This window comes from Arthrobacter sp. KNU-44 (genome assembly GCF_051843155.1).
In the GTDB taxonomy this organism is placed as follows: domain Bacteria; phylum Actinomycetota; class Actinomycetes; order Actinomycetales; family Micrococcaceae; genus Arthrobacter.
Genome location: NZ_JBPXNG010000002.1, coordinates 2,793,209 through 2,816,254 on the forward strand (window position 1 = coordinate 2,793,209; position 23,046 = coordinate 2,816,254).

General features: G+C 64.5%; 17 protein-coding genes. 8 read left to right on the plus strand and 9 right to left on the minus strand.

Annotated features, from left to right (window positions below; genetic code table 11):
- Nucleotides 1-6 precede the first annotated feature (6 nt).
- The 3 genes from ACSVHC_RS14120 to ACSVHC_RS14130 are packed head-to-tail and all read right to left on the minus strand — an operon-like array spanning nucleotide 7 to nucleotide 4,312.
- Complete coding sequence (locus tag ACSVHC_RS14120) at nucleotides 7-1,275, minus strand: DUF6986 family protein (protein WP_439181033.1); 1,269 nt, start codon at nucleotides 1,273-1,275, stop codon at nucleotides 7-9.
- Between the two features lie 2 nt (nucleotides 1,276-1,277).
- The gene (gene aceB / locus ACSVHC_RS14125; RefSeq protein ID WP_439181034.1) at nucleotides 1,278-2,873 is read right to left on the minus strand and encodes a malate synthase A; all 1,596 of its coding nucleotides are present in this window, start codon (nucleotides 2,871-2,873) and stop codon (nucleotides 1,278-1,280) included.
- Between the two features lie 14 nt (nucleotides 2,874-2,887).
- On the minus strand, nucleotides 2,888-4,312 hold the full coding sequence (locus tag ACSVHC_RS14130; protein ID WP_437771443.1) for an NAD-dependent malic enzyme: 1,425 nt from the start codon (nucleotides 4,310-4,312) through the stop codon (nucleotides 2,888-2,890).
- A gap of 211 nt (nucleotides 4,313-4,523) precedes the next feature.
- Between ACSVHC_RS14130 and ACSVHC_RS14135 the strand changes: the two genes are divergently transcribed.
- Nucleotides 4,524-5,279 (plus strand): IclR family transcriptional regulator, encoded by a 756-nt coding sequence (locus tag ACSVHC_RS14135; protein WP_059389461.1) that lies wholly within the window; start codon nucleotides 4,524-4,526, stop codon nucleotides 5,277-5,279.
- Between the two features lie 296 nt (nucleotides 5,280-5,575).
- Here ACSVHC_RS14135 and ACSVHC_RS14140 read toward each other — a convergent pair whose 3' ends face one another.
- Nucleotides 5,576-7,066: a nucleobase:cation symporter-2 family protein gene (locus ACSVHC_RS14140; protein WP_437771442.1), complete on the minus strand. Its 1,491-nt coding sequence runs from the start codon at nucleotides 7,064-7,066 to the stop codon at nucleotides 5,576-5,578.
- Between the two features lie 165 nt (nucleotides 7,067-7,231).
- Nucleotides 7,232-8,146 carry a factor-independent urate hydroxylase gene (pucL, locus tag ACSVHC_RS14145; RefSeq protein ID WP_437771441.1) on the minus strand — a complete coding sequence of 305 codons (915 nt, stop codon included), beginning with the start codon at nucleotides 8,144-8,146 and terminating at the stop codon, nucleotides 7,232-7,234.
- Between the two features lie 441 nt (nucleotides 8,147-8,587).
- Between pucL and ACSVHC_RS14150 the strand changes: the two genes are divergently transcribed.
- Nucleotides 8,588-8,764 (plus strand): hypothetical protein, encoded by a 177-nt coding sequence (locus tag ACSVHC_RS14150; RefSeq protein ID WP_269995742.1) that lies wholly within the window; start codon nucleotides 8,588-8,590, stop codon nucleotides 8,762-8,764.
- Nucleotides 8,765-8,879: 115 nt separating this feature from the next.
- Here ACSVHC_RS14150 and ACSVHC_RS14155 read toward each other — a convergent pair whose 3' ends face one another.
- Complete coding sequence (locus ACSVHC_RS14155) at nucleotides 8,880-9,632, minus strand: DUF2510 domain-containing protein (protein ID WP_437771440.1); 753 nt, start codon at nucleotides 9,630-9,632, stop codon at nucleotides 8,880-8,882.
- A 40-nt stretch (nucleotides 9,633-9,672) separates the two neighbouring features.
- Complete coding sequence (locus ACSVHC_RS14160; RefSeq protein ID WP_437771439.1) at nucleotides 9,673-11,070, minus strand: 8-oxoguanine deaminase; 1,398 nt, start codon at nucleotides 11,068-11,070, stop codon at nucleotides 9,673-9,675.
- 387 nt (nucleotides 11,071-11,457) lie between these two features.
- On the opposite strand from ACSVHC_RS14160, the gene ACSVHC_RS14165 reads away from it, so the two are divergent.
- From ACSVHC_RS14165 to ACSVHC_RS14185, 5 genes are all read left to right on the plus strand, one after another.
- On the plus strand, nucleotides 11,458-11,952 hold the full coding sequence (locus ACSVHC_RS14165) for a nucleoside deaminase (protein ID WP_284989955.1): 495 nt from the start codon (nucleotides 11,458-11,460) through the stop codon (nucleotides 11,950-11,952).
- Between the two features lie 14 nt (nucleotides 11,953-11,966).
- Nucleotides 11,967-13,538: an NCS2 family permease gene (locus tag ACSVHC_RS14170; protein WP_437774088.1), complete on the plus strand. Its 1,572-nt coding sequence runs from the start codon at nucleotides 11,967-11,969 to the stop codon at nucleotides 13,536-13,538.
- A 290-nt stretch (nucleotides 13,539-13,828) separates the two neighbouring features.
- Nucleotides 13,829-15,019 (plus strand): XdhC family protein, encoded by a 1,191-nt coding sequence (locus ACSVHC_RS14175; RefSeq protein ID WP_437771438.1) that lies wholly within the window; start codon nucleotides 13,829-13,831, stop codon nucleotides 15,017-15,019.
- Nucleotides 15,010-15,951 (plus strand): FAD binding domain-containing protein, encoded by a 942-nt coding sequence (locus ACSVHC_RS14180; protein ID WP_437771437.1) that lies wholly within the window; start codon nucleotides 15,010-15,012, stop codon nucleotides 15,949-15,951. The genes ACSVHC_RS14175 and ACSVHC_RS14180 overlap by 10 nt, the downstream gene beginning before the upstream one ends.
- 2 nt (nucleotides 15,952-15,953) lie before the next feature.
- On the plus strand, nucleotides 15,954-18,764 hold the full coding sequence (locus ACSVHC_RS14185) for a molybdopterin-dependent oxidoreductase (RefSeq protein ID WP_439181035.1): 2,811 nt from the start codon (nucleotides 15,954-15,956) through the stop codon (nucleotides 18,762-18,764).
- 123 nt (nucleotides 18,765-18,887) lie between these two features.
- Here the strand turns inward: ACSVHC_RS14185 and nboR are convergent, their stop codons facing one another.
- Nucleotides 18,888-19,517 (minus strand): nicotine blue oxidoreductase, encoded by a 630-nt coding sequence (gene nboR / locus ACSVHC_RS14190; protein WP_437771435.1) that lies wholly within the window; start codon nucleotides 19,515-19,517, stop codon nucleotides 18,888-18,890.
- Nucleotides 19,518-19,719: 202 nt separating this feature from the next.
- Between nboR and ACSVHC_RS14195 the strand changes: the two genes are divergently transcribed.
- Nucleotides 19,720-19,914, plus strand: a complete 195-nt coding sequence (locus ACSVHC_RS14195) for a YegP family protein (protein ID WP_437771434.1) — start codon at nucleotides 19,720-19,722, stop codon at nucleotides 19,912-19,914.
- A gap of 54 nt (nucleotides 19,915-19,968) precedes the next feature.
- Here the strand turns inward: ACSVHC_RS14195 and aceE are convergent, their stop codons facing one another.
- Nucleotides 19,969-22,734: a pyruvate dehydrogenase (acetyl-transferring), homodimeric type gene (aceE, locus tag ACSVHC_RS14200; protein WP_437771433.1), complete on the minus strand. Its 2,766-nt coding sequence runs from the start codon at nucleotides 22,732-22,734 to the stop codon at nucleotides 19,969-19,971.
- Nucleotides 22,735-23,046 lie beyond the last annotated feature (312 nt).

Sequence of the window (23,046 nt, forward strand, 5' to 3'; positions counted from 1 at the left end):
GGATCCTTACTTGGAGGTGGTGTGTGCGAGCCGCGGATGCGCCAGTGCAGTCAGCCGGGGGATTTCGACGCCGGCAAGCGCCAGCACTTCTTCGGAACCCACCGCTCCACACTGGACGCCGCGCAGGACGAAGGCGGCCAGGGCGCGGGCGGTGGCGGGTTCGTCCATGACGCCGCCTTCCGTGCGCTCCACATAGTTGCGGAGGCGGGCCGCGGCAGCCGGCAGGCCCTCGCGGTAGAAGGCATACGTTGCCGCGAACCGGCTCGGCAACTGCGCAGCGTGCAGGTCCCAGCCCTGGTAATAGCCGCGTTCAAGGGAGCGGCGGACCAAACGGCCGTGCAGCTTCCACGCGTTTTCCACGTTGTCGCCCAACGGGATGATGTTGGTGGAGCCGTCGGAGAGCCGGATGCCCGTTCCCGCAACGGCCAGTTGCATGACTTCCTTGGCGAAATCCGCCACCGGGTGCTCCATGGATTGGTACTCCGCCGAGATCTGCAACGAAGCGGAGTAGTCGTACGTACCGTAATGCAATGCGCTGATCCGGCCCGGAACTGCGTGTGGAAGCCGGGCCACGGGGGAGGTCCCCTCCGGACCGAGGATCAGTTGCGGCGTCTCTACCTGGACTTCGAAACGGAGCCGGCCCGCTGGAAGGGAGTGGATCTCTTCGAGCCGGGAGACCGCGAAGTCCATTGCCTGAACCTGGGCCACCGTGGTGACTTTCGGCAGGGTCAGGATAAGGCCCTCGGGCAGCTCCCCGGCGGAGGCCAAGGTGGACACGAAAAGGTCCAGGGTCTTCAATCCACGTGCCCGGGTGGGGGCCTCGAGGCACTTGAACCGGATGCCGATGAACGGCGGGGCGGAACCCGCGGAAACGGCTTTGCTGACAGCCTGGGCCGCCGCTACCGCCGCGACGTCCTCGGCGTCGTCGCCGCGGTCGCCGTAGCCGTCCTCGAAGTCGAGGCGCAAGTCCTCGATCGGTTCGCGGTTCAACTTGGCAGCAACACGGGTGGCGACGGCGGCGGCCAGTTTGGGGTCCTGGCCCAGCAGCGTACCGAGCCTTTCGAGACCGCCGTGGGCCTCCGCCGTCGTGATCGCCTGGGCGCCCCATTCAGCGGAGAGCGACGGCGTGAAACGGTCCGCCGGGACATACACCGTGTGCACGGGCTGGCGGGTGCCGTCGTCGCCTGGGTAGTTGCGTTCCAGCAGCTGGTCGGTGGCGGCCAGCTGGGAGTCGATGGCGGCGAAATCGGCCGCAGAGAAAGAAGAAGCGGCCATTCCTACACCAGCTCGTAGGCGGGAGTGGTCAGGAAGTCCGTGTAGTCCTCTGAGAGACAGATGTCCGCGATCAGGCGGCTTGCCGGCTCGTAGAACTTCTCGAAGGACTCGGCGTCAACCTCGCTGCGCAGGCGATCGGTCTCTTCGCCCAGGATCCGGGTGACCAGTTCGCGGGTGACCGTGTTGCCGGTGTCGGCCAGGACGGACTTGTTGCGGATCTGCTGCCACACCTGGGAACGGGAGATCTCCGCGGTGGCTGCGTCTTCCATGAGGTTGTGGATTGCGACCGCGCCGCTGCCGGAAAGCCACACGGCGGTGTACGCGACGGCGACGTAGAGGTTCAATCGGAGCCCTGCCTCGGTCACGTGGCCCCCGGCGGAGGAGATGTCCAGCAGCTGCTCGGCGGTCACGGAGACCTCCGGGCGCTGCCTGTCCAGCTGGTTCGGCTTCTCGCCCAGGACCGAGTCGAACACTTCGCGGCAAGTGGAGACGAGGTCCGGGTGGGCCACCCAGGAACCATCGAAACCGTCGTTGGCTTCGCGGGTCTTGTCAGCGCGGACCTTCTCGAACGCCTGGGCTGTAACCTCGGGCTCGCGGCGGTTCGGGATGACGGCAGCCATGCCGCCCATGGCGAAGGCGCCGCGCTTGTGGCAGGTCTTGACCAGCAGTTCCGTGTAGGCGCGCATGAAAGGGGCCGTCATGACCACGGACGCGCGGTCCGGCAGGATGAAGGACTCGCCGGCGTCGCGGAAGTACTTCACGATGCTGAACAAGTAGTCCCAACGGCCGGCGTTCAGGCCGGACGCGTGGTCCCGAAGTTCGTAGAGGAACTCGTCCATTTCGAACGCGGCCGGGATGGTTTCAATCAGCATGGTGGCGCGGACGCTACCTTGCGGGATGCCGAGGTAGTCCTGGGCGAAGACGAAGATGTCGTTCCACAGGCGGGCCTCGAGGTGGCTTTCCATCTTGGGCAGGTAGTAGTACGGGCCGTGGCCGTTGAGGAGGAGCTGCTTGGCCACGTGGAAGAAGTGCAGGCCGAAGTCCACCAGCGCGCCAACGGTGGGTTCGCCGGCGAGCAGCAGGTGCCGTTCGTCCATGTGCCAGCCGCGGGGGCGGGCGACGACGACTGCGAGCGGCGCGTCCGTCCGAAGCCGGTATTCCTTGCCCTCGGGGGAGGTGTAGCTCAGGGAGCCCTGGGCGGCGTCGCGGAGGTTGAGGATGGCGTCGATGACGTTCGCCCACGTCGGGGTGCTGGCGTCCTCGAGGTCGGCGAGCCATACCTTGGCACCGGAATTCAGGGCGTTGATTGCCATCTTGGCCGGGGAGGCCGGGCCGGTCATCTCGACCCGGCGGTCCTGCAAGGCCTTGGGTGCTTCGGCGACCTTCCAGTCGCCGTCGCGGATGTCCTGCGTTTCGGGCAGGAAGTCGAGGCGGCCGGTGCGGGCCACTTCTTCACGCTTGGCGACGCGGGCCGCCAGGAGCTCGGTGCGGGTGCCCGCGAAACGGCGGTGAAGTTCCTCCACGAAGGCCAACGCCTTGGGAGTCAGGATCTCCTCGGCTCGTTCGATCGGCCGGGGGTCTGTGACTGTGAGAGCCATGGGATGGTCCTTTCCTAGAGAGCGCTAGCGGCCTGCGTTTGCTGCTGCCGCGCGTTTGCTGCGTTTGCTGCGTTCGCAACGGCTGCGGCGACGTCGGCGGCAACGTGGGGGTCGAAGACGCTGGGGATAATGTAGCTCGCATTCAGTTCATCATCCGCGACCCGGTTGGCGATAGCCTCTGCGGCGGCGACGAGCATTTCCGGGATGATGTCCGATGCTCCGGCGTCGAGCAGTCCGCGGAAGAAGCCCGGGAATGCCAGCACGTTGTTGATCTGGTTGGGGAAGTCGCTCCGGCCGGTGGCGACGACGGCGGCGTGCTTGGACGCAATTACCGGGTCGATTTCCGGGGTGGGGTTGGCCATGGCGAACACGATCGCGTCCTCGGCCATCGAGGCGACCTGCTCTTCGCCGATTACGTGGGGAGCGCTGACGCCGATGAACACGTCGGCACCCCTGAGGGCTTCGTGCAGCGTGCCGGAGAATCCGGCTTCGTTGGTGTTCGCGGCAATCCAGGAACGGTGCTCGTCGTCGTACTTTTCGCTCGAGTGGATGGCGCCGGAACGGCCGGCGGCGACGATGTGCTGCGCGCCCTGGGCCTTGAGGAGCTGGATGATCGCCGAGCCGGCAGCGCCGACGCCGGAGACCACGATCTTGACCTCGGACAGCTTCTTGTCCACCACGCGCAATGCGTTGACGAGGGCCGCGAGGGTGACGATCGCCGTTCCGTGCTGGTCGTCGTGGAAGACGGGGATGTCCAGCTCGTCGCGGAGCCGCTTCTCGATTTCGAAGCAGCGCGGGGCTGCGATGTCTTCAAGGTTGATGCCGCCATAGACGGGGGCCATGGCCTTGGCGATCATGATGATTTCTTCTGTGTCCTGGGTGTCCAGGCAGACCGGCCAGGCATCGACGTTGGCGAACTGCTTGAACAGCGCGGCCTTGCCTTCCATGACAGGAAGGGCTGCGGCCGGGCCGATGTTGCCCAGGCCAAGGACGGCCGAACCGTCTGTGAGGACGGCGATGGTGTTGCGCTTGACCGTCAGATTGCGGGCAGCGGCCGGGTCTTCGGCGATGGCGAGGCAGACGCGTGCGACGCCGGGGGTGTAGGCCCGGGAAAGGTCGTCGCGGTTGCGCAGGGCCACCTTCGGGACGACCTCGAGCTTGCCGCCCAGGTGCATGAGGAAGGTGCGGTCCGAGACGTGCTGGACCTTGACGCCGTCGAGCGCGTTGAGGGCGTCTTTGACGCGGTTCGCGTGGTCTTCGTCCGTGGTGTTGCAAGTGACGTCGACAACCAGGGTGTCGTGGTGCGACTCGGTCACATCCAGCGCGGTGACTGCCGCGCCGGCAGCGGCGACGGCTGCGGCCAGCTCGCTCGTGGCAGTGAAGCTCGACGGCGCGGCGACGCGCAGGGTGATCGAATTTCCGGGGCTCGGGTTCGCCATTGAATTTCCTCCTCGTACAAGGCCCGTAACGGGCCTCCGCTCAAACCGAATGTTTTCGTATTATGGATATTATTATCTACGAAGTGGAAACACAAGCCCTAATCGATGGGCAAGCATTCCGGCGTCGTGTGCTGTATCTTGAGTGTTCTAAGCAACTCTTTTCACGATGCGGATAAGAGTTGTCGGATTCCGAGCCATAGGAGACAACGGAATGGCTGAAAAGCCCTCGGGAGGCGTGCAGTCCGTCGAGCGCGTCTTCGAACTGCTGGAACTCATCACCGACGCCGGCGGAGACGTCACGTTGAGCGAACTGTCGTCGTCGACAGACCTGCCGCTCCCCACCATCCACCGCCTGCTGCGTACTTTGGTGTCCCTCGGCTATATCCGGCAACTGCCCAATCGTCGCTACGCGCTGGGCCCCCGGCTCATCCGGCTTGGCGAAGGCGCCAACAAGCAACTCGGAGCCCTGGCCCGTCCCCAGTTGAAGTCCCTCGTGGACCGGCTCGGCGAAACGTCCAACATGGCCGTCCTGGATTCCGACATGGTCATCTACGTTGCCCAGGTTCCGTCGTTGCACTCCATGCGCATGTTCACCGAGGTGGGCCGCCGCGCCCATACGCACGACACCGGCGTCGGGAAGGCCATTCTTGCCCAGCTCGACGACGAGGTGGTCCGCGGGATCGTGGCCCGCACGGGCATGCCGACTCCCACGGCAAAGAGCATCGGGGACATCGACTCCCTCCTCGCTGATCTGAACCGGATCCGTGAACGCGGCTACTCGATCGACGAGGAAGAGCAGGAGATCGGCGTCCGTTGCTTCGCGATGGCCGTCCCCAACGCTCCGACGCCGACCGCCATTTCCGTTTCCGGACCGGTCTCCCGCGTGGACCAGCACTTTGCCGACCGCGCCGTGCCCTTGCTGCGCGAGGCTGCCCTCGCGATCTCGGCCGAGCTGAACCAGAACTAACCTGTCCCGACGCTCGCTCACGTATGTGGGGTTTCGGGCGGACGCTCGCTCACGTATGTGGGTTTTCGGGCGGACGCTCGCTCACGTATGTGGGTTTTCGGGCGGACGCTCGCTCACTAGCGCTCCTTGAACTACCTGCATGAATAAAACTGCTCCCCGGAAATCGGCCTGAATTTCTCAGTCCAACTTCCGGGGAGCAGTTCATCATGTGAGCGACGGTCTCGAAAGCACCCCGTATATGTGAGCGAGGGTCTCGAAAGCACCCCGTATATGTGAGCGAGGGTCGGAGGAGGCTGTCAGTGCTCGGCCGGGGAGTCCGACTTGAGAGGCACTTCCTTGCCCTCGGCGTCGATCAGTTTGCCGTTCTCGAAACGGTCGCCGTTCGCAAGGCACGCAATATCCGATTCGGTGACCACGCGTCCCGTGCCTGCCACGAAGACCGACTGGTTGTCCGAGTTGCCGGCCTTGAGGTGGTTGAAGAGCACGTTCAGCAGGATGGCCATGATGGCGGCCGAGCTGATGCCCGAGTGGAAGATCGTGGAGAACCAGGACGGGAACTGGTCGTAGAACTTCGGGGCGGCGATTGGGATCATGCCGAAGCCGATGGACGCCGCCACGATGATCAGATTCATGTTGTTGCGGTACTCCACCTTCGAGAGCGTCCGGATGCCGCTTGCGGCCACAGTTCCGAAGAGTACGACGCCGGCACCGCCCAGGACGGGCGTCGGAACCGCTGCGACAACGCGCCCGAGGACGGGCAGCACGCCGAGAACAACCAGGATGAGTCCGCCGGCACTGACCACGAAGCGGCTCTTGATGCCGGTGATGGCCACGAGACCGACGTTCTGGGCGAAGGCACTCTGGGTGAAGGAGTTGAAGAGAGGTGAGACGGCGCTTGAGAGCATGTCCGCACGTAGTCCGTTGCCGATGCGCTTGGAGTCGACCTTGGTGCCCACGATTTCGCCAACTGCGATGATGTCCGCCGAGGTCTCGGTCAGGGTGACCAGGATGACGATCAGCATTGAAACGATGGACGCGATTTCAAAGATGGGAGCACCGAACGCGAAGGGCGTGGGGAAAGCTACGATCGGACCCTGGCCGACCTTGGAGAAATCCGCCATGCCCGTGGCGAGGGCAATGACGGTCCCGATAGCCATGGCAAGGAGGATGGACAGGCGGGAGATGGCCGCGTTGCCGATCTTGCTCAGGAGCAGGACGATGCCCATCGTGGCCGCGGCGAGACCGATGTTCGCCATGCTGCCGTAGTTGGGTGCGGCGCTGTTGCCGCCCATGGCCCAGTTCGCTGCGACGGGCATGAGGGTCAGTCCGATCGTGGTGATGACAGTACCCGTGACCACGGGCGGGAAGAACTTGATGATCTTGGAGAAGAGTGGAGTGATCGCCAGGCCGATCAATGACGCCACAATGACGGAACCAAACACGGCTTGGATTCCGCCGCCTCCGTGGACGATCGCGACCATGGTGGAGACGCCGGCGAAGGACACGCCCTGGACCAGCGGCAGTTGCGATCCGAAGAACGGGATGCCGATCGTCTGAAGAATGGTGGCGAGGCCGCCGACAAACAAGCAGGCTGCGATCAGGAGGCCGATGTCCTGCGAGGACATGCCCGCGGCGGCCCCGATGATGAGCGGCGGGGCGATGATGCCGCCGTACATGGTCAAGACGTGTTGGAAGCCGTAGGCGAACGTGCTCCCGATCGAGAGGCGCTGGTCCTCGGGGCGGGCTGGCCCGGACTGTGCGGAGCGGGATTTGTTCTTCGTGTTCATGGCAGACTTTCTTGGTTCATGGCAGACGTCTTTGTCTGGCTAACGTTGTCTGGCTAACAATGTGGTTTTGGGTGTGAGGGATTGCCCAACTGACTCGCATTTGATGTCGTTTTGAGGCTCCAAAACGACAGTTACTGCGAGTCAGTTGGGCGGGTACCCGGGGGCTTAGCAGAAGCCGGCGATGCCGTTCCACGCAGCCGGGGCAGGTGCGGTGTTGTCGCGCTGGACCGTGGCTTCGATCAAGCCGTACGGGCGGTCCGCAGCGAAGAAGACCTCGTTGGGGTTGTCGAGGCCGAACGGGCTGAGGTCAACCAGGAAGTGGTGCTTGTTGGGCATCGAGAACTTGATCTCGTCCACTTCGCTGTGGGCTTCCAGCACCTTCTTGCCCATGTCGAACAGGGTCTGCTGCAGGGCGTGGGAGTAGTTCTCCGTAAAGCCTTCCAAGAGCAGGGCCTTGATGTCCTCGTAGCTCTTGTTGAAATCGGTCCCGGCAGCGTCCAGCCCGGTCTTGTAGCGCCAGCGGGCCGAGACGTCGGTGGCGAGGATGCGGTCCGTGGTCTCGGGCAGCGTGGTGTACCGGTCGCGGGGGTAGCCCACGAAGCCGGACTGCGTGGTCTTGAGGACGGTCAGGTCCTTGAGGCCGGAAATCACGTGCGTCGTGTTGCCTTCACGGACGACGACGGCGGTGCGGACTTCCTGGCCCTTGCGGACAAAGCTGTGGTCATGTTCGGAGCCGTGTGCCTGAATGCGGTCCCAGGTGTAGGCCTCGGCTTCCCAGCGGCCACCCGTAACCCACTCGAAGCCCGAGGTGAAGTGTTCGCTCAGGCGCAGGAGGAAGGCTTCGGGGGAGCCGATGCCGTCGCGGGCAAAGGCGTAGATGGTGTTCTTCTGGGTGTCCGTGGCGACGACGTGTGCGTTGTCGCCTTGGAGGTGCGCAGCCTGGAAGTCGCCACGCAATTGCGAGGTGACGTTAAGGTCTTCGATCTGGTGGCGGTCGGTGTCGCGGGTGACTTTGACGACACGGACTTCTGCCTTGCCGTACTGGTTGTCGCCGAGGACGATGTTGTTGCTCATGGTCATATCCCAACTTCTGTGAGGTGGAACCACTAAGGTCCACCAATGAAATTAAGCGCGTGTTTCGTACGCGTTTCTGGTGGAGCCGACCCAACAAAAAAGAGCCGGCATCCGTTGATGCCAGCTCATTACGACCCTGCCTGCTGCTCCCAGGTTACGTGACCTGCGCCACGAATTGAAGAAAGCGTAGCCCACGATTGCCAGTGGTGTACATCACTTCCGAAGAATCGTTACCTACTTTCTGATTGTGACCGACGGTGGTTGGCGGCAGGGGCATGGTCCCGTGGGCACCCCTTGACGAGGTTCGCGAATCCCCTCTACCATTTCCATATAACAAAAAATGTTTTCCAGTATGTGGAAAATAAGGTGCGGAAGCTAAGTAGGACCCAACGAGAGGCCTGAGCCGCATCGCCACGGAGAACTTGAGCGCATGAAATAGGAGGACAGATGGACTCGCAGGATAAGAACAACGTCGTGGAATTCCCGGCGCCCGGCCAGGAACTGTACCTGCCGTTCGGCGCTACGGATCCTGACTTCTACATTCCGGCCGACTGTGACCGCATGCCCGGGACCTTCTCCCGTTGGCTGCGCGCCCTTCCGGTATTCGGCCGGCAGCGTTCCTAGGGCTCCTGCCCCTGGGGATGAGGGACTCTGCGCAACAGAGCCGAAAAGGCGGGCGGCACCTGGGGAGATGCCGCCCGCCGCTTTGCTCGTGGGACAGAAATTTCGCCCGGCTAACCTACATTGGTAGAGCCTTGGCGATGGTCGAAACGATCATGCTCGCTTTGACGGACACCAGGATCAGGCTCACGGCGGTCAGGCCTATCAGTGCCCAAACAGGCGCGAGTCCGCGCTGCGGGGCGACCTTGTGGACGATCACTGATCGGCCCACCACGTAGACTCCAGCGCCCAGGAAGGCCCATGCCCAGTGGAAGGGGCGGACCACCCCGTCCCTCTGCAGCTTTTGCCAGTCGAGGTAGGACAAGAGAACGCTGACCCCGTAGATGAGCCAGGAAGAGATAACGAGCAGGAAATATGGAACGCTGAACGCACTGGGATCCAGGGTCGGTACGCGCCGAGCGCCGACATACCGCAAGTGGAAGACCGGGTTCCAGAGCATCAGGATAATCAGGGTGATCACCGGCAGCAGCGTGACGAGCCAAATGAACGGATTGTAGACCGGCGTTTGCTTGCTGATTTCCGGGCGCGGCGCGGGCTGGACCGGCCCTGCGTACTGCGGAGAGCCGGCGTATTGCCCTGGGCTCGCGGCCGCTGGGCTCGCGGCCGCGGGCCACGCCGCGCCGTCCTGACCTGCGCCGGGCTGACCCGCGCCGGCCTGACCCGCGCCGGCCTGACCTGCGCCGGCCTGGGTCGGCGGGTTCCAAGCGTTCCCAGTCCAGGCGTTACCGTCCCACCACCGTAGCTGCCCTGAGCCCGAGGGGTCCGGGTACCAACCTGGAGGAGTCGGCGTGTTGTGCTGGGGGACGGTCATGATTTGCCTCCTGATCTACGACCTAATCGAGAGGCTACTCCTAACCCCTGATGATTTTCTGTGCGGCGGCTGAATGTTTGGCAATAAGTTCCGGGATGTCCAGTCCCGGAATCTGCCCGTCCACAACCCGCCACTTGCCGCCCACCATGACGCGGTCGGCGCGGTCCGCCGCGCAGAGCAACAACGCCGCGACGGGATCATGGCTGCCGGAGAAGCGCAGTCCGTCGGGCTTGAACAAGGCAAGGTCTGCCTGCATCCCGGGCGCGATCTGGCCGATGTCCGTCCGGCCCAACACCGCAGCGGATCCCCGCGTCGCCCAGCCGAGCGCACGCTCCACAGGGACGTCCGCGCCGTAGCGCAGCCGCTGCAAATACAGCGCCTGCCGCGCTTCGAGGATCATGTTGGAGGCATCGTTCGACGCCGAACCATCCACTCCCAGCCCTACCGGAACCCCGGCGGCCTCAAGTTCCAGCACCCGTGCGGTGCCGGATCCGAGCCTCATGTTCGACGTCGGGCAGTGCGCGACGGCGGTGCCCGCAGCACCCAGTCGGGCGATCTCGTCGTCGTCGAAATGGATGCCGTGGCCCAGCCAGGTGCGCTTTCCGAGCCAGCCGACGCTGTCCAGATAATCCACGGTGCGTAGCCCGAACATCTCGCGGCAGAAATCTTCCTCGTCGATGGTTTCCGCGAGGTGCGTGTGGAGCCGGACATCCAACCGTTCGGCCATGGCAGCGCTCTCGGCCATGATCTCCCTGGTCACTGAGAACGGTGAGCAAGGGGCCAAAGCGATCTGGATGACCGCACCGTCTCCCCGTTCGTGGTACTTGCCGATCAGCCGTTCGCTGTCCGCGAGGATGACCTCGGGGCGCTGCACAGTGGACCGCGGAGGCAGGCCGCCGTCGTCCTCGCCCAGCGTCATGGACCCTCGGGTGAGCGTGGCGCGCATTCCGAGTTCACGCACGACGCCGACCTCGACGTCGATCGCGTCCTCAAGTCCCGCGGGGAAGAGGTAGTGGTGGTCGGCTGCCGTGGTGCAGCCGGAAAGCAGGAGTTCCGCGAGCGCTACCTTCACGGCAAGCTCGAGGCTGTCCGGCGTCAACCGCGCCCATACGGGATACAGGTTCCGCAGCCAGGGAAACAGGGGAGCGTTGGCCACCGGGCCCCAGGCGCGAGTGAGCGTTTGGTAGAAGTGGTGGTGCGTGTTGATCAGACCGGGAAGCAAGACGTGGCTGCCGGCGTCGAAGGTTTCATGGCATGGCGCGGAAGGGCGCTTTCCTTCGGGGACGAGCTCCGCGATTTTCCCGTCGCTGACCACGATGCCGCCGCCGGCGTCGAGCCGGTTGGCGGTGAACACTGCGAGGGGATTCTTGATCCAGAGCCGGGAAGGGGCTGGATCCGTTGCCGGGGCTGCTGGCTGGAAATCGGATTTGGGGGACACGGGAATCCTTGTCTGGTCGGCGTAGTTGCGTTCCAGCTCAGTGGGTCCTGTCTGCTGATCCAGGTTCCGGAGGTCAACCCTGCCGGTGGCACCCAGCGTAGGTGGCTCGTCGAAATGCGTCAATGTGACCGACGCCCAAGCCTGGCCTCCTGTCCGGCATCAAGCGCGAATTTCACATGTCGAAACTTTTTTTCCAGAAACTATGGCGCGGCTCACATCTCCGGTGCTAATCTCAATTTGCCAAAGGCGGGCACCCGGACTCCGGGAAGCTATCTACCAGGCGAAACCTTCAAAAGCACATGCTGAAGCCTGGTAATCGCAGCACTGGTCTGTCATGTTCAGATGCCTCCCTGGTTACAGGCTTCCTCAGCACTAAGGAAGTCGCACATGAGTACCACCGTCACGGCCGAACATTTCTTGGCCACTTCCATTGAGCTGGCAACAGCCAATGTCCTCAACAGCGGCGGGCCGTTCGGCGCCGTCATTGTCACCGCGGATGGCCGCGCCTTCGAAGGCGTCAACCGGGTCACCGCTACCAACGACCCCACGGCCCACGCCGAGGTCACCGCCATCCGCAATGCCTGCCGCGAGCTCGGCACCTTCGATCTCAGCGGAGCCACCCTCTACACGAGCTGCGAGCCATGCCCTATGTGCCTGGCCTCGGCTCTCTGGGCCCGAATCGGCAACGTAGTGTTCGCAGCAGACCGGCACGACGCAGCCTCTGTCGGCTTCGACGACGCCGTCTTCTACGAATACTTCGAGAACGAGGACCGGGACACCCTCATGCCGGTCACCAAGCTGGAACTGGGCGACCCCCAGGCACCGGCCATCCTGGAACCCTTCAACACCTGGAACACGCTTGACTCCAGGATTGACTACTAGGGCCGGTGGCTGAAATGACCATCCTGGACCCCGCAGAAATGCGAACTGCAACTGAAAAGCAGGCTGCGCCTTCCGGCGCAGGGCAGACAGATGCACGCGAAAAGCACACGGCAACCGGAGTAGCACAGCGGGGCAGCAGCCCCAGGCCCCCGGCGTCGAACTCCTTCCTGGATCGTTTCTTCCAGATCACCAAGCGTGGCTCCACGCTGGCCCGCGAATTCCGCGGCGGCATCGTCACGTTCTTCACGATGGCCTACATCGTTATCCTCAACCCACTGATCCTGGGCGGATTCTCAGCCCAGAACGCACCCACGGATGTGGCTGGCGGATGGTTGTCCGCGGCACAGGTGGGGGCAGTCACCGGCCTGACCGCCGGTGTCATGACGGTCCTCTTCGGCCTGATCGCGAACCTGCCGTTCGGGCTCGCCGCAGGCCTGGGAATCAACTCGTTCCTCGCAGTCGCCGTCATCCACGAAGTCACCTGGCCGGAAGCCATGGGCCTCGTGGTCATCAACGGCATCCTGATTGTCCTGTTCGGCGTCACGGGCGCCCGCACCGCGATCTTCAAGGCTGTCCCCAAGGAACTCAAGGCCGCCATCACCGTTGGCATCGGCCTGTTCATCGCCTTCATCGGCTTCGTCGATTCCGGTTTCGTCCGCGCCACAAAGGGCGGACCTCCGGTACAGCTCGGCAACGATGGTTCCATTACCTCAATACCTACCCTCGTTTTCATTGTCGGTCTGCTGGTTATGGGAATCCTCGTGGCCCGCAAGATCCAGGGCGGCCTCCTGATCGGAATCGTCGCCACCACGGTCCTCGCCGCCGTCGTCGAGGCCGTCATGCACATCGGGCCTGGCAGCGCCGCCAATCCCGGTGGCTGGCACCTCAACACCCCGGTACTGTCCGGCCAGCTCGTGTCCGCCCCGGACTTCAGCCTGGTGGGCCACTTCGACCTCTTCGGTTCGTTCTCGCGGATCGGCGGCCTGGCGGCCACGATGCTGGTGTTCACCCTGGTGTTCACCAACTTCTTCGACGCCATGGGCACCATGACCGGCCTCGCCAAGAGCGCCGGCGTGGCTTACAAGGACGGGACGTTCCCGAAGCTCAAGTCGGCCTTCATCGTCGAAGGCCTGGGCGCGGTAGCTGGCGGCGCGACGTCGGGCTCGTCCAACACCGTGTACATCGACTCCGCTGCCGGCATTGGCGAAGGCGCCCGCACCGGCCTGGCGTCGGTGGTCACCGGGTTGCTGTTCCTGGGCTCGATGTTCCTGACCCCGCTCACCAGCGTGGTTCCGCTCGAGGTCGCAGCCGCGGCCCTGGTGGTAGTGGGTGCCATGATGATGGCGCAGATCCGCGAGATCAAGTTCTCCAAGTTCTCCGTGGCCCTGCCCGCCTTCCTCACCATCGTCACCATGCCGCTGACGTACTCCATCGCCAACGGCATCGGCGTCGGATTCATCTCCTGGGCCGTGATCCACTCGGCATCGGGGAAGGGCAAGAAGGTCCATCCGCTCATGTGGGTGGTGACCGTGGGCTTCCTGATCTACTTTGCCCGCGGGCCGATCAGCGCACTCATGGGATCGTAGCCGGCCGTTGAGACGGCGGTCCGGCCGCAAATCACCGCAATGAATAGGCGTCCGCCGATCGTCCCCAACCGCATAAATCGGACGACGACGGCGGGCGGCGGTGAGGTGCGGCCGCTCCGCTAAGGACCGGGGTGGGAAATGAGAGGCCCGCCCCGGTCCTCTTCACGCAACGGGATGTCCGTTTACCCGAAGCTCTCCTGTACAGACGCAAGGAATGAGAATATGAGGCAAGATCGCACACTGCCCCGGGCGGTTCGCCGGTCCGGGACCTCGGTAAAGGAGGTGTTGCCATGTTGGATTTGATGCCTTCCCTGGGCACGTGGCGGCCCGCGGTCTCCGGGCAGCGATGCGCCGTCGCGACCATTGTGGCCTCGGGAGGCTCCGTGCCCCGGCCGCTCGGCACGTCCATGCTGGTTTCAGAACACGGCGATGTCCTTGGCAGCCTCTCCGGAGGTTGCGTGGAAGGCGCCGTGGTGGAGGCTGCCCTTCAAGCAATGCACGACGGCGGCAGTCGCCTCGAGTCGTTCGGCTACAGCGCCGAGGACGCGTTCGCCGTCGGGCTCACCTGTGGGGGCGAGCTGGAAGTCCACATCCAGCCGACCGGGACCGCCGGCATTGACCCGGCTTTGTTGAATGCCGCTTCCGGTGGCTCTTCCCTGGCACTCATCCGCAGGCTCGACGCGGCGGGAGGCGCCGTCGTCGTTCCTGATCCGGCGGGTTTTTCCGCCGCAGGTTCACGGGAACTTTCGGCCCTTCTCGGCGGGGATGACGCCGTGATCCGCGCGGCCGCGGCCCAGCTCGAACCACTCGTGCATGGCGGCCGGGCAGGGCTGGTGCGTCTCGCCCCGGCCGAAGGTTGCGGGGGCTCCGCGCTGGAAGCCGAAGCCATTACTCTCTTCGTCGAAAGCCGTCTGCCCGCGGCCCGGATGCTGATCTTTGGCGCCAACGACTTCGGCGCGGCCTTGCTCCCCGCCGGGAAACTCCTGGGCTACGAGGTCACTTTGTGCGATGCCCGCCCCGCTTTTTCGAGCCAGCGCCGATTCCTCGCCGCAGACCATCTCGTCAATGGCTGGCCGCACCGCTACCTTGCCGACGAAGCAACCGCCGGCCGGATCGATTCCCGCACCGTCGTGTGCGTGCTGACCCACGATCCCAAATTCGATATTCCCCTGCTGGAAACAGCCCTCGCATTGGATCTCGCTTATGTGGGAGCCATGGGTTCCAGGCGCAGCCACCGGCAGCGGATCGACGGATTGCTCGACTGCGGCATCCCGGCCGAGGCCCTCGAACGCCTGCATTCGCCGATCGGGCTGGATCTTGGTGCCGTCACCCCCGCCGAAGTGGCTGTTTCCATTACCGCCGAAATCCTCGCGTCCCGCGCTCCGCACCCGGCCTCTGCCGGGGGTTCACTCAAAGACCGGACAGGACCGATCCATCACAGCAACACCCCCCAACAAAGCAAGGTGACCCCATGGACATGAACACCATCGAGTCCGTGGTCGCCACCACGGATCCCGGCCAGTGGCGCGAGGGCGATGCTTGGCTCGCCGGCGGTACGGTCCTGTTCTCCTACGGCAGTCCGGCGGGCAGCGAAGAACCGCTGAAACGCCTCCTCGATCTGGGCGAAGCAGGCTGGCCGGCCGTCACCGTGAGCGACGCGGGCATTGAGTTGGCCGCCACCTGCACCGTTGCCGAGCTCTACGCGCTCCCGGTGTCGGACGCCGTGGACGGCCGGAACTGGGCGGGACTGGAACTTTTCCGGCCGTGCTGCGACTCTTTCGTGGCCTCTTTCAAGGTGTGGAACATGTCCACCGTTGGCGGCAATGTTTGCACTTCGCTCCCGGCTGGGCCGATGATTTCGCTGTGCGCCGGCCTGGATGCCAGGGCCACCATCCTCGGCCGGCACGGCAGCAGCCGCACGATTCCAGTGGCCGAGTTCGTCACCGGGGACGGGAAAAACTCACTGGCACCCGGTGAGCTCTTGCGCAGCATCCAGTTGCCGGCGTCGGCCTTGGCAGCGAAGGTGGCCTTTCGCCGGCTCTCGCTCAGCAACCTCGGGCGATCGGGGGTGCTGCTGATCGGAAGGCTCGACGCCGATGGCAGCCTGGTCCTCACCGTCACCGCCGCCACCAAGCGGCCCGTGCAGCTGCGGTTCGCCGCCGCGGAGTTGCCTGACCCTGAGCAGCTGGCCGCCGCCGTCGGGCATTCGATCCCCACGGAGCTCTACCACGACGACATCCACGGGCTCCCGGAATGGCGCCGCGATATGACGTTCCGGCTTGCCGAGGAGATCCGCGCGGAGCTGCTCGACCCGGTTTCAGACGACGCGCCGCACACGGTCTCGGGCGATTTCTGGCCGCCGCAGGCCACTTCGCCACAGCCATCCACCCAACCCGCACAGAAGGAGGCCTGAGCATGGCAATCGAGATCAACGGAACAGCCACCGAGGCCGCTCCCCGCCCGGGCCAGTGCCTTCGGACGTTCCTGCGTGAACAGGGCAACTTCGGCGTCAAGAAAGGGTGCGACGGAGGCGACTGCGGCGCGTGCACTGTCCACGTGGACGGTAAACCCGTGCACAGTTGCATCTACCCGGCCGTCCGCGCCGAGGGGCATTCGGTCACCACCGTCGAGGGGTTGTCGAGCGGGGAAGAGCTGCATCCGGTGCAGGAGCAGTTCCTGGAAAACCAGGGCTTCCAGTGCGGTTTCTGCACGGCGGGCATGATGATGACGGCCGCCACCTTCGACGAGGAACAGAAGGCCAACCTCCCGCGAAACCTCAAGGGAAACCTGTGCCGCTGCACGGGTTACCGCTCCATTGCGGACGCCGTCTGCGGCGGCCACACGCACGCACCCGACGGCGATGCGGCAGCAAGTGCCGGCCCGGAAGCAATAAATACGGGCCGGCTCGGCGACAACGTTCCCGCGCCTGCGGGACGCGCCGTCGTCACCGGTACCGCCCGCTACACCCTCGACGTCCCGCCGGAACAGCTCCCGGGACTGCTGCATCTCAAGTTGCTGCGCTCGCCCCACGCGCATGCCCGGATCGTTTCCATCGATACGACGGCGGCCCTCCAGGTACCCGGCGTCGTCGCGGTCTTCACGCATGAGGACGCGCCGGCCCGGTTGTTCTCAACCGCCCAGCACGAGCTTTACACCGACGACCCCGACGACACCCGTGTCCTCGACAACGTGGTCCGCTTCATCGGCCAGCGGGTTGCCGCGGTCGTCGCCGAATCGGTGGGCGCAGCGGAAGCCGGAGCCCGGGCCATCAAGGTGGAATACGAACTCCTGGACGCTGTGTTCTCGCCGCAGGAGGCGTTGCAGCCCGGTGCGCCCGCGATCCACGGTGAGAAGGACGGGGAAACGGCACGGATTTCCCGCCCGCAAAACAACGTCGTGGCGGAGGTGCATTCCGAGCTGGGGAACGTCGAAGCCGGATTCGCAGCGGCCGACTTCATCCACGAGAACACCTACCAGACCCAGCGGGTACAGCACGTAGCGATGGAAACGCACTGCTCAATCGCGTGGGTGGAGCCCTCCGAGAATCCAGGGGAGGACCGGCTCATGGTGCGTTCCTCAAGCCAGGTCCCGTTCCTGGTCCGGCGCACTCTGGCCCGCGTGTTCGATCTTCCTGAGGACCGCATCCGCGTGGTGGCCGGCCGCGTGGGCGGAGGGTTCGGTGGTAAGCAGGAAGTGCTCACGGAGGACCTCGTGGCCATGGCGGCCCTCAAGCTGCGCCGGCCGGTGCAATTGGAGTTCACCCGCACCGAACAATTCACCGCCACCACCACACGCCACCCCTTCACCATCAAGGTCAAGGCCGGCGCGAGCCGGGACGGCCACTTGACAGCGATGCAGCTGGACGTAGTCACCAACACCGGTGCGTACGGAAACCACGCGCCCGGAGTGATGTTCCACGGTTGCGGCGAGTCCTTGGCCGTCTACAACTGCGCCAACAAGAAAGTGGACGCGCAGGCCGTCTATACCAACACAGTCCCGGCCGGCGCCTTCCGTGGCTACGGCCTGAGCCAGATGATCTTCGCAATCGAATCCGCGGTGGATGAACTCGCCGTCGGAATCGGCATGGACCCCTTGGATTTCCGGCTCAAGAACATGGTCCGGCCAGGTGACGACATGCTCTCCACCAACCCGGAACCGGAAGAGGACGTCTTTTACGGCAGCTACGGCCTGGACCAGTGCGTGGCGTTGGTCCGGGATGCCCTCGAACGGGGCGAGAAACGCTACCGGGATGCCGGCCTCGACAACTTCGGCCCGGGGTGGGTCACGGGCGTCGGTTCCGCGCTGTCCATGATCGACACGGTTCCGCCTCGGGGCCACTTCGCCCACACCAGGCTTAGGCTCCTGCCGGACGGCACGTTCGACGCCGCCGTCGGGACCGCCGAATTCGGCAACGGCACCACCACGGTCCACGCGCAACTCGCGGCGACCGCCCTGTCCACGACGGCGTCCAAGGTGGCTGTGCGCCAGTCCGATACGGACCTCGTGGAGCACGATACCGGGGCATTCGGGTCCGCAGGCACCGTGGTGGCCGGCCAGGCAACTCTGCTCGCGGCGCAGGAACTCGCGCTGCGGATCCGGGCAGTGGCGGCCGTGTTTGCCGGTGTGCCGGAGGCGGACTGCGTGCTCGAAGACGGTGCCGCGCGCTGCGGTGAGCGGGTGGTTCACTTCGCGGAGGTGTACGACGCCGCGCAGCAACAGGGCGTGGAACTCGCCGCCGAAGGGCGTTGGGGCGGAACCCCGCGTTCGGTCGCCTTCAACGTCCACGGATTCCGGGTGGCCGTGAACACCGGCACGGGAGAGCTCCGGATACTGCAGAGCGTCCAGGCGGCCGATGCCGGCGTCGTGGTCAATCCACGGCAATGCCGCGGCCAGGTGGAAGGCGGAATCGCCCAGGCGCTGGGTGTCGCACTGTATGAAGAAGTCCGCGTGAACGACGTCGGCCGGGTCACCACCGACATCCTGCGGCAGTACCACATCCCTTCCTTCGCGGACGTGCCACGCAGCGAGGTCTATTTCGCGAAAACGAACGACCAAATGGGGCCGCTCGGTGCGAAGTCCATGAGCGAGAGCCCGTTCAACCCCGTGGCACCTGCGCTGGCCAACGCCATCCGTAACGCCACCGGGGTGCGGTTCGCGGCGCTCCCCATCGCCCGGGACAAGATCTACCTGGCGCTCAAGGACGCCGACGCCTCTGCCCCCACCTAACTGACTCGCATTTAACGTCGTTTTGAGCCCTTAAAACGACATCTACTGCATGGGCCCACGCCGCCAGGGTTCCCTGGCCGAGCTTGCGAGGCGAGGGTGGCGGTGGGGACAGTTGGGAGGTGGCTAGTCGCTGAGGAGGTGCAGCTTGTCCTTCGTATCGAGGTCGGCTCCGTCGGTGAGGTCACTGCAGTCGACGACGTCCACGAGGCCGGGGTGCGCCTCGAGGAAACGGCGTGCTCCGGCGTCGCCCACGGCGGACTCGGCGACGTCGGCGCGGAGGGTGGCGTCGATAATCAAGGGGTGGCCGCGCCGGAGTTTTATTGTGTTGCCACCCCCGAAGGCGGCTTCCGCGTATCCAGCTGCGGTCACACGGCCCGGTCGGTGCGCGGCAAGCAGCCTGGCGACGACGCCGGGGGTCAACCCCGGCTGGTCCACCAGGGCCACCATGACGTTGTGGCCATGGGTAGCTGCCGCAATACCGGTGCGAAACGAACTGGCCATGCCGGACGCCCACTCCGGGTTGTCCACCACGAGGTACCCGCCGAGCTCTGTCGCACCGCGGACATCCTCGGCCCCCGCCCCGAGTACCACCACCACCTCCAGGCAACCGCCGTCGAGCAATGTTTTGGCGAGTACCTCCACCAAGGTGTGGCCGCGGAAGGGCAGCGCCGCTTTGGGGCCGAGGCCCAGGCGCGTCCCTGCGCCGCCGGCCAACAGCACACCAGTGGTGGGCACGGAGCTGGAATCGTTCATGGGGTTCACCCTATCCATGTGCCCCCGCGAGGTCTCTAGGTTCACCTTGCATTCCAATATAGGTCTACCGAAAAAGGTTGAATATTACCCATGGGTAGGCCTTCTGGCAGGCTCCCCTGGCCGATATTCTCTTATGGACTTCACGAGAGTCGGTGGTCATCGAAGGGGATGCAATGACGCATCCGCGGTGGAAAGAGGGTTTATGTCTGGCATTTTCGAAATCTTGACAGCGGGGGAGCAATCGTTCCGTTTCCGGTTGAAGGCTGATGATGGAACGGTAGTGGCGGTATCGCCCAAGTTCCCGGATATTGCGGCCCTTGTGGCCGGTATCAACGCAGTCAGGGAGAATGCCGCCACAGGATTCGTGGTGGATCGCCGCTCGCTCGGAGCGTCATAGCAAATCGGCGGTAGTGCTCACGGAGCACTACCGCCGATTCTTTTTTACAGCTTTTTAGGAGTCGCCTCCCGAACCGCCGGTGGTTCCGGCAGCCACGTCGAGGAGCTTGTACCGGTCAATGGCGTACGACGGCGCACTAGGGTCAACCTCGCCCCTCGCCGCGAGTAGTTGCAGGGTCTTCACGACGATGGAGTGGGTGTCGTTTTTGAAGAAGCGTCGTGCGGCTTGGCGGGTGTCGGAGAATCCGAATCCGTCGGCGCCGAGGGAGGCGAATTCGTTGGGGATGAATTGGCGGATCTGGTCCGGGACGGCCTTCATGTAGTCGGTGACGGCGATGACCGGTCCGGTGGCGCCGGCGAGTTGCTGGGCGACGAACGGGGTGCGGGGTTCTTCGCCGGGGTTCAGGAAGGCGTGTTCTTCGGCGGCGAGTCCGTCGCGTCGGAGTTCGTTCCAGGAGGTCACGGACCAGACGTCGGCGGAGACTCCCCAGTCCTGGGCGAGGACTTTCTGGGCTTCCAGGGCCCAGGGGACCGAGACGCCGGAGGCCAGGATCTGCGCGCGGGGCCCGTCGGTTTTCGCCGGGGCGAGCAGGTAGATGCCCTTCAGGAGGCCTTCGGTGTCGAGGTTTTCCGGTTCCGCGGGCTGGCTGATCGGTTCGTTGTACACGGTGAGGTAGTACATCACGTTTCTATCGGATGCAGGTCCGGTTCCTTCGCCGCTTGCGGCCGGTCCGTACATGCGTTCGAGTCCGTCGCGGATGATGTGGCCGATTTCGTAGCCGTAGGCGGGGTCGTAGGTGAGGACGGCGGGGTTGGTGGAGGCCAGGATGGGGGAGTGTCCGTCGGCGTGTTGGAGTCCTTCGCCGGTGAGGGTGGTCCGTCCTGCGGTGGCGCCGATGATGAAGCCGCGGGTCATTTGGTCCGCGGCGGCCCAGAAGGCGTCGCCGGTGCGTTGGAAGCCGAACATGGAGTAGAACACGTAGATCGGCACGAGGGGTTCGCCGTGGGTGGCGTAGGCGGTGCCGGCGGCGGTGAAGGCCGCGACGGCGCCGGCTTCGTTGATGCCGGGGTGGATGAGCTGGCCCATGGGGGATTCCTTGTAGGCCAGGACGAGGTCCCGGTCCACGGAGAGGTAGTTCTGGCCGCCCGGGTTGTAGATCTTCGCGGTCGGGAAGAACGCGTCCATGCCGAAGGTCCGCGACTCGTCCGGGACGATGGGGACAATCCGGTGGCCGAATTTCTTGTCGCGGAGCAGGTCTTTGAGCAGACGGACGAAGGCCATGGTGGTGGCGGCCTGCTGCTTGCCGGTTCCCCGCTTGGCAACGTCAAAGGTCTTGGCGTCGGGCAGCTCAATGGCCGCATGGTTGGAACGCCGCTCGGGGACCGAACCCCCCAGCGCAGCTCGGCGCTCGAGGAGATAGGCGATCTCGGGCGCGTCCATGCCTGGGTGGTAGTACGGCGGCCGGTAAGGATCCTCTTCCAATCGGGCGTCGGAAATCGGAATCCTCAAGTAATCCCTGAATTCCTTCAGATCGTCGAGAGTGAGTTTCTTCATTTGGTGGGTCGCGTTGCGGCCCTCGAAGTGGGGTCCGAGTCCGTAGCCCTTGACGGTCTTGGCCAGGATCACGGTGGGTTTGCCCTTGAACTCGACCGCGGCCTTGTACGCGGCGTAGACCTTGCGGTAGTCGTGCCCGCCGCGTTTGAGGTTCCAGATCTGCTCGTCGTCCAGGTCCGCGACCATGTCCTTGGTGGCCGGGGTCTTCCCGAAGAAGTGTTCCCGGACGAACCCGCCGGATTCGGCCTTGTAGGTCTGGTAGTCCCCGTCGACGGTTTCGTTCATGATCTTCACCAGGGACCCGTCGGTGTCCTTGGCCAGGAGGTCATCCCATTCCCGGCCCCAGACGACCTTGATGACGTTCCAGCCCGCGCCGCGGAAGAACGCCTCCAGTTCCTGCATGATCTTCCCGTTGCCGCGGACGGGTCCGTCCAGGCGCTGGAGGTTGCAGTTGATCACGAAGTTCAGGTTGTCCAGGTTCTCGTTCGCGGCGAGCTGGAGCAGGCCGCGGGACTCGGGCTCGTCCATTTCCCCGTCGCCCAGGAACGCCCAGACCTGCTGGTCACTGGTGTCTTTGAGGCCGCGGTCGTGCAGGTAGCGGTTGGACTGGGCCTGGTAGATCGCGTTCATCGGGCCGATGCCCATGGACACGGTCGGGAATTCCCAGAACGAGGGCATCAGGCGCGGGTGCGGGTAGGAGGAGAGGGCGTGGCCTTGTTTGGACTTTTCCTGCCGGAACCCGTCCAGGTCCTCCTCCGAGAGCCGGCCTTCCATGAACGCCCTGGCGTACATGCCCGGGGACGCGTGTCCCTGGAAGAAGACCTGGTCCCCGCCCGAGGCGTGGTCCTTGCCGCGGAAGAAATGGTTGAAGCCGACCTCGTACAAGGTCGCGGCCCCGGCATAGGTGGAGATGTGCCCGCCCACCCCGATGTCGGACCGCTGGGCCCGGTGCACCATCACGGCCGCGTTCCAGCGCATGTACGCCCGGTACCGGCGCTCGAACTCCTCGTTGCCCGGGAACGGTGCTTCCTGGTCCGCCGGGATCGTGTTCACGTAATCGGTGGTCGTCACCATCGGGACCCCCACCGACTGGGACCCTGCCCGCTGAAGCAGGCTGCGCATGATGAACTGCGCCCGCTCCGTGCCCTGCTCCCTGATCAACGCATCCAAAGACTCAACCCACTCGGCAGTCTCTTCCGGATCACGATCAGGCAGCTGGGAAGTCAACCCGCTAAGGATGTGTGAGGTCTCTTCTCCTGCAGCCACGTCCAACCTCTCTTCATTGAATGTCTGGGCGCTTGCACTGTGGTGCGCGCTGAAAACGTGCATAGAAATTTCGTATTGTGAGAATAAAATTCTGTAATTCGAGATTAGCCATGCGTTCGCCAAGCGTCAATCTCGCGTTGCGGAGGCTAGTGCCCGCAAGGCCTCGCGGCCCCACTCTGCCGTTTGTGACCGCCGTCGGGACCGCAGGCCTTGACCAAAGGTGACCTAGCTCATACAGTTATTTCACTATTCAATAACTAGATTCCACGATGCGAAAAAGTTTCAACTCCTCTCACAGCGTCTCGGAAGCCT

Bases quoted from the DNA above. Each gene is read 5' to 3' on its own strand.
- ACSVHC_RS14130 (WP_437771443.1), bottom strand. From the start codon at position 4,312: ATGGCGAACCCGAGCCCCGGAAATTCGATCACCCTGCGCGTCGCCGCG.
- aceB (WP_439181034.1), bottom strand. From the start codon at position 2,873: ATGGCTCTCACAGTCACAGACCCCCGGCCGATCGAACGAGCCGAGGAG.
- ACSVHC_RS14155 (WP_437771440.1), bottom strand. From the start codon at position 9,632: ATGACCGTCCCCCAGCACAACACGCCGACTCCTCCAGGTTGGTACCCG.
- ACSVHC_RS14195 (WP_437771434.1), top strand. From the start codon at position 19,720: ATGTCTGGCATTTTCGAAATCTTGACAGCGGGGGAGCAATCGTTCCGT.
- ACSVHC_RS14170 (WP_437774088.1), top strand. From the start codon at position 11,967: ATGACCATCCTGGACCCCGCAGAAATGCGAACTGCAACTGAAAAGCAG.
- ACSVHC_RS14140 (WP_437771442.1), bottom strand. From the start codon at position 7,066: ATGAACACGAAGAACAAATCCCGCTCCGCACAGTCCGGGCCAGCCCGC.
- pucL (WP_437771441.1), bottom strand. From the start codon at position 8,146: ATGACCATGAGCAACAACATCGTCCTCGGCGACAACCAGTACGGCAAG.
- ACSVHC_RS14150 (WP_269995742.1), top strand. From the start codon at position 8,588: ATGGACTCGCAGGATAAGAACAACGTCGTGGAATTCCCGGCGCCCGGC.
- ACSVHC_RS14120 (WP_439181033.1), bottom strand. From the start codon at position 1,275: ATGGCCGCTTCTTCTTTCTCTGCGGCCGATTTCGCCGCCATCGACTCC.
- ACSVHC_RS14165 (WP_284989955.1), top strand. From the start codon at position 11,458: ATGAGTACCACCGTCACGGCCGAACATTTCTTGGCCACTTCCATTGAG.
- ACSVHC_RS14185 (WP_439181035.1), top strand. From the start codon at position 15,954: ATGGCAATCGAGATCAACGGAACAGCCACCGAGGCCGCTCCCCGCCCG.
- ACSVHC_RS14180 (WP_437771437.1), top strand. From the start codon at position 15,010: ATGGACATGAACACCATCGAGTCCGTGGTCGCCACCACGGATCCCGGC.
- nboR (WP_437771435.1), bottom strand. From the start codon at position 19,517: ATGAACGATTCCAGCTCCGTGCCCACCACTGGTGTGCTGTTGGCCGGC.
- ACSVHC_RS14175 (WP_437771438.1), top strand. From the start codon at position 13,829: ATGTTGGATTTGATGCCTTCCCTGGGCACGTGGCGGCCCGCGGTCTCC.
- ACSVHC_RS14135 (WP_059389461.1), top strand. From the start codon at position 4,524: ATGGCTGAAAAGCCCTCGGGAGGCGTGCAGTCCGTCGAGCGCGTCTTC.